Below are 6,664 nucleotides of genomic sequence, written 5' to 3' on the forward strand. Positions count from 1 at the left end.
ATCTTGTTGGCTTCGCTGAACACATCATGTGGCGGCAGCGGCGGGCGGTCTGCCATGCTGTCGCGCTCATACTGGAATTGCATGTCGCCGGGCGCCGACCAGGGCAGGCTGTCGAGCGGCAGGCGATAGCCCATCGGGCTGTCGCCTGGCAGCAGGAACATGGTTTGCGGGCGGAAAAACCACGGGCCGGAGCGCCAGCGTGTGCGGCCATTGCCGGCCACCGGCTCGGCCAGCAGCGGCAGGGTGTAGCCCACCACTTTCTCCAGCCCCTGTTCAAAAATCCGTGCCAGCCGGGCGCGTTCCTGCGGGTCGCCCAGGCGCGATTTGAACGGATCAACATTGGTCGGCAACCGGCGCTCGCGCCAGAGATAATACCAGGCATCCTCAAAGCCCGGGATACGATGGCCGGGATCAACCTGCAAACGCTCGGCCAGCGCAGCAGAGAAGATATCGGCATCGCTTTCACTGGCGCCGTCGCCGGCATCCTCGTCGGCGGCCAGCAAGGCGCGATCCTTCCAGATCGGCTCGCCATCGCGGCGCCAATGGCAGGATAATGCCCAGCGCGGCAATTGTTCGCCAGGATACCATTTGCCCTGGCCGTAATGCAGCAATTCGCCGCTGCTGAAACGGTCGGCCAGGCGGCGCAGCAGGCGGCCGGCCAGGATACGTTTGTTGGGGCCCAGCGCGGCGGTGTTCCATTCCGCGCCTTCCATGTCGTCGATGGACACAAAGGTCGGCTCGCCGCCCATGGTCAGGCGCAGGTCGGCGCGGTTCAGCGCCGCATCCACCTTGTCGCCGAGCGCCAGCATGGCTTCCCAGGCTTCATCGCTGATCGGCTTGGTGACGCGCGGCGTTTCATGGAAACGGCGCACGTTCATCACATGGCCGAACTCAACCTCGCATTCCTCCAGCATGCCGGAAATCGGCGCTGCCGATTGTGGCTCCGGCGTGGCGGCCAGCGGGATATGGCCTTCGCCGGCCATCAGGCCAGAAGTTGGGTCAAGTCCGATCCAGCCGGCGCCGGGCAGATACACTTCACACCAGGCATGCAGGTCGGTGAAATCCTCTTTCGGCCCTTCCGGGCCTTCAATCGGCTTCACATCAGCTACCAGCTGGATCAGGTAGCCAGAGACAAAACGCGCCGCCAGGCCGAGATGGCGCAAAGCCTGCACCAGCAGCCATGATGTGTCGCGACACGAACCGCTGCCATTGCCCAGGGTTTCCTCGGCGGTCTGCACGCCAGGTTCCAGCCGGATCAGATATTTGATCTCATTGGCCAGGCGCTGGTTCAATCCAACCAGGAAGTCCACCGTGCGCTGCGGGCTGCGGTCCACACTGGCGAGCCATTTCGCCAGCAGCGGGCCGGGCGGATCAAGCCTGCGGAATGGCGCCAGGTCTTCCTGCAAGGCCGGGTCATAGTCGAAGGGGAATGTCTCGGCTTCGGGTTCGAGGAAAAAGTCGAACGGATTGATCACCGCCATATCGGCAACCAGGTCCACCGTTACTTCAAAATGGTCGGTGCGTTCCGGGAAAACCAGCCGGGCGAGGTAATTGCCCTGCGGGTCCTGCTGCCAGTTGATGAAATGCTCTTTCGGCGAGATGGTCAGCGAATAGCTCAGGATCGGCGTGCGGCAATGCGGCGCCGGCCGCAGGCGGACGCTCTGTGGCCCCAGATTGATCAGGCGGTCATAGCGATACGTGGTGCGATGGTGCAGCGCAACCTGAATGCTCATTCTTCCCCGCCATGCTCACAAGAAACCCTAGGGTTCTGACCCCAGCATGAATGCAATCGGTATGCCGTGCAGAGTGCAAGCAGAATCCGCAGGCTAAACAAAATCGGTGGATACAATTGCGCCCAATGAGGCGGCGATATGGTCAATATTTAGGCACATATACCGACGTGGCTAGCAAGCCAGGGTGAAAGCGCTATCCTGTGGGCAGTCAAATCGCAAGGAGCGGCAAGCATGACAACAATTTTCAAAGACGCCTTCGTCGGCAAGCGCGTGGTAGTGGCGGGCGGCAGCCGGGGCATCGGCCGCGCCATCGCGCTGGGCTTTGCGGCCGGCGGCGCAGCGGTTTCGCTCTGCGCGCGCGGCGCCGAGGGGGTGAATAATGCGGTGGCGGAAATTTCGGCGCTTGGCGCCAAGGGCCATGGCGCGCCCTGCGATCTGGCCGATGGCAAGGCAGTGGCGGCTTATATCGAAGCGGCGGCGCAGGCGCTGGGCGGCATCGACATCCTGATCAACAATGCCTCCGGCTTTGGCCGCAGCGACGATGAAGAGGGCTGGGCGGCGGCGATCAATGTTGACCTGCTGGCCACGGTGCGCGCCAGCCGCGCCGCGCTGCCGCATATCGAGCGTGCCGGATGCGGCAGCATCATCCATATTTCATCCATCGCCGGCCTGGTGGCCACCACGCGCACACCGCCCTATGGCGCCATCAAGGCGGCGCTGATCCAGTATACGCAGACCCAGGCCGCCTTGCTGGCGAAGCAGCAGATCCGGGTGAATTGCGTTGCGCCAGGCTCGATTGAATTTCCCGGCGGCGTATGGGATCAGGCACGCCAGCATAACCGGCCGCTTTACGATGCCACGCTGGCCTCGATCCCGTTCGGCCGCCTCGGCACGGCTGAGGAAATCGCTGATACCACGCTGTTTCTGGCCTCTGATCTGGCGCGCTGGATCACCGGCCAGACCATTGTGGTGGATGGTGGCCAGATGCTGGCAAAGGGCTAGCGTCAGATGTTGAAGCCGAGTGCCGCCAGCCGTGTCAGCATATGCGGCGGCGGCGGCGCTTCCACCCGCACCGGCGCACGCTCCGCGTAATAGGGGATGGTCAATTGCCGCGCATGCAGCATCAGCCCAGCGGCCATGTCGGTCGCGCCGGGTGGGCCATACAGCGTGTCGCCCAGCAACGGGCAGCCCAGTGCTGCCGCATGCACTCGAATCTGATGCGTGCGTCCGGTGAGCGGCCGGAAGGCCAGCCAGGTCTGCCCGTTGGCCTGTCCTAATATTTCATATTCAGTGCTGGCGGCCTGGCCGGCTGCATTGCCCTGCATCTGCCAGCCCTGGCGATGCTGCACTTTCAGCAAGGCCAGATCGATGCGGCCTTTGGGCTGCGGCGGTTGGCCCTGCACGATGCCCCAATAGGTTTTGCCCACCAGCCGCTCGGCGAATAAGCGGCCCAGCCGGGTCATCGCCTTGGCATGGCGGCCCAGCGCCAGGCAGCCGCTGGTATCACGATCCAGGCGATGCGCCGGCTGCGGCGTGAAGCGATTGCCAAAGCTCAGCGCTGGTAGATGGTTTTCCAGGCTTTCCGGGGTTTTCGGCCCGCCATGCACCGCCAGCCCGGCCGGTTTGTTGAGCACCAGCAGGCAGGAATCCTTGTGCAACACCAGGGCGGTAGGATCAATCTGGTCCATGAAGGCTGTGGTAGCATGAAGCGCGCCGGCAAACGATAGCCAAGATGGCCCGGCCAGACTTGGCACGGTATTCGCTAGGGTTGGCTTACAGAGTCAGTTCATCCTTAGGCAGAAGTGTTGTGACCGTGACGTCCGAAACCCGCAAGATCCTGCTCGACCTTTCGATCGACGATGCCCCGCGCCGATCCGGTGGCCGGCCCACCCTGGCCGACGATCTGCGGCGCCGGCTGGCCGATGCCATCATGGCGGGTGAATTGCCGCCCGGCAGCCGGCTGGATGAGCATGACCTGGCCGAGCGTTATGGCATGTCGCGCACCCCGGTACGCGAAGCCCTGCGCCAGCTTGCCGCCGTTGGCCTGGCGGAATATCGCCCGCATCGCGGCGTGATCGTGGCCTTTCCGGAGCAGCAGCGTATTGCCGAGATGTTTGAGGTGATGTCGGAACTGGAGGCTTTATGCGCCCGGCTGGCGGCTTTGCGCATGGATGCCGGCGAGCGGCGCGACTTCGAGACGCTGCATCGCCGTTCGTTGGAGCATGTGCGCGAGGCCCGCATCGAGGATTACGATGCCGCCAACCTGACCTTTCACTCGGCGCTGTATCGCGGCGCGCATAATCGCTTCCTGGAAGAAACCACGTTATCGGTGCGGCGCCGGGTGCAGCCGTTCCGCCGCAGCCAGTTCCAGGTGCTGGGCCGGCTCGGCAATTCCTTTGCCGAGCATGACCGTATCGTGGAAGCGGTGCTGCGCGGCGACGCACTGGCCGCCGAAACCTGCATGCGCGAGCATGTCGGCAAGGTCAGCGTGGCTTCCGTCACGTTGATCGAGGGCCGGCGCCAGCAGGCGCCGGGCGAGGCCGAAGCCGGCTGAGTTATTTCAGGCTGGCACGATAAGCGCGCCAATCGCCAAAGCGGGAAATATCCTCGGCCTGGCGCGTTGCCTCGGCTTCACACAGGAAGCCTTTAACATAGCTGCCATCGGCAAGCTGCACGCTGCCAATGCCGAGCGGCGCCGGAATGCCGGCAACAAAAGCCCCGAAGCCGGCGGTGGGCAGGTGCCAGATTTCGCCGGTTATGGCAACGCCATCCTGGGCCACGCGCAGCACACCCGGGCGCGGCGGGCCGCCGGCATCGATGCGATAGAGCCGGTAATCCGCTGTGGTTTGCACCTCGGCGACAAAGCGGCCGCCCAGCCCGACCAGTTCCGGATTGAGCGGCTGGCCACGCATATGGGCGCCAAACACTGCTACGGCAATCTCCGGCCAGGCCGGTGCGGCAGTGGTGATGGTGGCTGGTAATGGCTGGCCGGTGGCGCCGAGCGGCAGGCCGGCTGCGGTCTGAAAGGCCGCGCCGAAGGCCGCCAGGCGGGCTTCGTGGAAAGCCGGGGCGATCAGGGTTACGCCGCTGGGCAGGCCATCGGGCCGCATTGCATTGGGCACCGCCAGGGCGCTGAGATCGAAATAGTTCACGAAGTTGGTGTAATAGCCCAGATTGGCATTCAGCTTCAGCGGTTCGGCTAGGATTTCGGCCACGCGATAGATCGTGCCGCTGGTTGGCACCAGCAGGAAATCGGCTTCCCCCCACACCATATCGGTTTGCAGCTTCAGGGCGCGCAGGCGCTGCTGCATGCGGTAAAGCTCCACCGCGCTGGCCTTGACGCCGCTTTCCAGAATGCCGCGTGTCACCGGATGGATGGCATCCGGCTGGTCGCGCAGGAAATCGCCCAGGGCCGCAGTGCGCTCGGCAGCGCCGGGCGGTGAATACAGCATCGCCTGGGCCTCGGCATAAGGCGCGTAGTCAATATGGATCGCCTCGCCGCCCATGGCCTCAAAGCGCGTGACGGCAGCAGCAAACAGCGCCGCCGCTGCCGCATCGCCAAAAAATTCCGGCTGGCTCGGCACGGCAAAACGGAACTGTGCCGGGGCAGGCGGCACCATGGCGCGGAAGCCGGCCGGCGCCGGCCGGGCATAGGCATCCACGCCATCCGGGCCGCGTGCCGCCTCAAGCACGGCCATGGCATCGGCCACGGTCAGCGCGAAGACCGAGATGCAATCCAGCGAACGGCAGGCCGGCAGCATGCCGGTGGCGGCGATCAGGCCGATGGAAGGTTTCAGCCCGACGATATTGTTGAAGCCGGCCGGCACGCGGCCTGAACCTGCGGTGTCGGTGCCAAGCGAAAAGCTGACCAGGCCGGCGCTGACCGCCACTGCCGAGCCGGAGGAGGAACCGCCCGGCACATAATCCTTGTTGAATGGATTCACCGCCACGCCATAGGGCGAGCGCACGCCTACCAGCCCGGTGGCGAACTGGTCCAGGTTGGTCTTGCCGATCAGGATCGCGCCGGCGGCTTCCAGTTTCTGCACCGCCGTGGCCGAGATATTGGGCGTGAAGGCAAAGCCGGGGCAGGCCGCCGTGGTCGGCAGCCCGGCCACGTCGATATTGTCCTTAACGGCAAAGGGAATGCCATACAGCGGCAGGCCGGCCGGGCCGCGCGCTTCCAGCTCGGCGGCGCGGCTTTGCAGTTCAGCCAGGCTCGGGCGCGCGAGCCAAACCGCATCCTCTCCGCGCGCCGTTATGGCCGCATCGATCAGTCCCACGAGGCTGGAGGGCGAAATTTCGCCTCGTGTATAGGCAGCCTGCAATGCGGCGATGGTTAGGCTGGGCAGGGTCATGACGGGCTCCGAAAGCTTGCTTCTGGAATGTTGTATGCAACTGTCGTACCGCGCCATAAACCCAGGATTGCCTTGAAATTATGCGATATTTTTTCTAGTACCTGCCGCCTGCTTGGTCATGTTGCCTGCTATGTATGAGTAAAAAATAATCATCATATAATTTTATCATTACGACCTGCTGGGCAGTTTTGTGATCCGGCTCGGGATGATTCTCCCAAGCATATCAGTCACGTGCATACAATCTGTGGCAACAGCAGCGTTCATGGCACGCCCGTTGCAGTGCAACAGCTATCGACACGAATTGGAGACAGCCATGCGCCGCCGTGCTTTCCTCGTTGCCACTTCAATGCTCACCGCCGCAGGCCTGCTGCTTGGCGCCGCCGGTGCCGCTCAGGCCCAGGGCCGCAAGGATACCTTGCTGGTGCTGGTGGAGAATGGCCCCAACAGCATGGATATCCATGGTGTTGGCACCAGCTTCCGCTCCTATGTGGCGGCCTGGAACATGTATGACCGCCTGGTCAGCTTCGGCATCAAGACGCTGCCCGATGGCACGCAGATGTACGATTACAGCAAGAT

Annotated in this window: 5 protein-coding genes and 1 pseudogene; 3 read left to right on the forward strand and 3 right to left on the reverse strand. The window is 63.8% G+C overall.

Features of this window, described 5'->3' with window-relative positions; all coding sequences use genetic code 11:
• Positions 1-1,733: transglutaminase family protein (locus KBB36_RS20335; protein ID WP_290985532.1), on the reverse strand; the 1,733-nt coding region annotated here is incomplete at its 3' end.
• 231 nt (positions 1,734-1,964) lie between these two features.
• Here KBB36_RS20335 and KBB36_RS20340 point away from each other — a divergent pair.
• Positions 1,965-2,735 (forward strand): SDR family NAD(P)-dependent oxidoreductase, encoded by a 771-nt coding sequence (locus KBB36_RS20340; RefSeq protein WP_290985535.1) that lies wholly within the window; start codon positions 1,965-1,967, stop codon positions 2,733-2,735.
• A 2-nt stretch (positions 2,736-2,737) separates the two neighbouring features.
• On the opposite strand, the gene KBB36_RS20345 is transcribed toward KBB36_RS20340, so the two are convergent.
• On the reverse strand, positions 2,738-3,421 hold the full coding sequence (locus KBB36_RS20345; protein ID WP_290985538.1) for an RluA family pseudouridine synthase: 684 nt from the start codon (positions 3,419-3,421) through the stop codon (positions 2,738-2,740).
• Positions 3,422-3,540: 119 nt separating this feature from the next.
• Between KBB36_RS20345 and KBB36_RS20350 the strand changes: the two genes are divergently transcribed.
• On the forward strand, positions 3,541-4,287 hold the full coding sequence (locus KBB36_RS20350) for a GntR family transcriptional regulator (protein WP_290985542.1): 747 nt from the start codon (positions 3,541-3,543) through the stop codon (positions 4,285-4,287).
• A 1-nt stretch (position 4,288) separates the two neighbouring features.
• Here the strand turns inward: KBB36_RS20350 and atzF are convergent, their stop codons facing one another.
• Positions 4,289-6,088: an allophanate hydrolase gene (gene atzF, locus KBB36_RS20355; RefSeq protein WP_290985545.1), complete on the reverse strand. Its 1,800-nt coding sequence runs from the start codon at positions 6,086-6,088 to the stop codon at positions 4,289-4,291.
• 313 nt (positions 6,089-6,401) lie between these two features.
• Here atzF and KBB36_RS20360 point away from each other — a divergent pair.
• Positions 6,402-6,664: pseudogene (locus KBB36_RS20360) on the forward strand (ABC transporter substrate-binding protein); the annotation flags it as partial.

The organism is Ferrovibrio sp. (assembly GCF_017994015.1).
Classification (GTDB): Bacteria; Pseudomonadota; Alphaproteobacteria; order Ferrovibrionales; family Ferrovibrionaceae; genus Ferrovibrio.

Excerpts from the sequence above, each read along its gene's own strand:
- KBB36_RS20340 (WP_290985535.1), top strand. The coding sequence starts at position 1,965 with ATGACAACAATTTTCAAAGACGCCTTCGTCGGCAAGCGCGTGGTAGTG.
- KBB36_RS20345 (WP_290985538.1), bottom strand. The coding sequence starts at position 3,421 with ATGGACCAGATTGATCCTACCGCCCTGGTGTTGCACAAGGATTCCTGC.
- atzF (WP_290985545.1), bottom strand. The coding sequence starts at position 6,088 with ATGACCCTGCCCAGCCTAACCATCGCCGCATTGCAGGCTGCCTATACA.